General features: G+C 41.5%; 2 protein-coding genes. One reads left to right on the top strand and one right to left on the bottom strand.

Features of this window, described 5'->3' with window-relative positions:
* Window positions 1-378 (bottom strand): DUF4442 domain-containing protein (locus A3738_RS02745; protein ID WP_068763331.1); only part of this gene is annotated, 378 nt, incomplete at its 3' end.
* A 163-nt stretch (window positions 379-541) separates the two neighbouring features.
* Between A3738_RS02745 and A3738_RS02740 the strand changes: the two genes are divergently transcribed.
* On the top strand, window positions 542-805 hold the full coding sequence (locus A3738_RS02740; protein ID WP_068474019.1) for an acyl-CoA-binding protein: 264 nt from the start codon (window positions 542-544) through the stop codon (window positions 803-805).
* Window positions 806-996: the final 191 nt, after the last annotated feature.

The raw sequence follows: 996 nt of genomic DNA, 5'->3' as shown, positions 1-996 counted from the left end.
AAGCTTTATTTGTTCATCAGTTAAAGAAGCTTCTGCACGCATATTGCCTTTAGCTCGCTTAACATAGTCTGCCTTTATTGTCTTGATTACCGGAACGCAGTCGTCTGAGATGTTCATTCCTATTAGGTAGCCTGTTGCAGATTCTGCAATCAGAATGCTGGCAACAGCATGAACCGAGCCAATATGATTTTGTACAGACTTTTTGTTGGTGAGCGTTACGACCGAACGGTTCGTCGTTAGTTCTTCTACTTTGATACCGGTTGTGCCCGTGTATTTGACAGTTTTTCCGAAAAGCGTGCTTAAGGCTTTTGTTCGCATAAATTCGGGTAATTTATACACATTACTGACAATTGTGTTGAGTTTGTTGGGCTTTGCCACACAGCACTCCTAGTTTGTTTCTATGAATAAGTGTGCCGGCAGTTTGACCATCTGCTGTAGTTCTGTCAACGCAATAGATAAGTCCAAATATGGATCTAAATCACTGTAGATTCTAAGGAATGGTTTGTATAATCAACGCCGATTTTTTCGAGGAGTAATCTAGATGTCAGACTTAAAAGCAAAATTTGAAGAAACAGTAAACTACGTACAAACAGCTGAAGGTGACTTTCAGCCATCGAACGAGCTTAAGCTAAAGATGTACGCTTTGTTCAAGCAAGCTACAGAAGGTGATGTGACAGGTAAAAAACCTGGCATGATGGACTTCGTTGGTCGCGCTAAATATCAAGCATGGGAAGACCTTAAAGGTGCGAGTGCAGATGAAGCGATGCAGCAATACATCGATGCAATTGAAGAGTTAAAAGCTTAGGTCTTTTGAGTATTTGCGTGCTTTGCATAATCTGGTAAAGTGCGCACACTTAAATAAGAAAGATAGTTCAGGCGGTCAACATGGATGCGAAGATTGTTCTAGATGAAGCTCAGCCAGGGCTTGCGGATCGTATGACAAAAGTATGTCAGAAGAACGCTTTATGTGAGCGTACATTCCATACTTACGAGCAG

It is taken from the genome of Oleiphilus sp. HI0066, from assembly GCF_001635725.1.
Note: the sequence above shows the minus strand (reverse complement) of the source record. Positions and strands in the feature narration are given on the sequence as shown.

Coding starts and splice junctions, on each gene's coding strand:
- A3738_RS02740 (WP_068474019.1), top strand. CDS start 542: ATGTCAGACTTAAAAGCAAAATTTGAAGAAACAGTAAACTACGTACAA.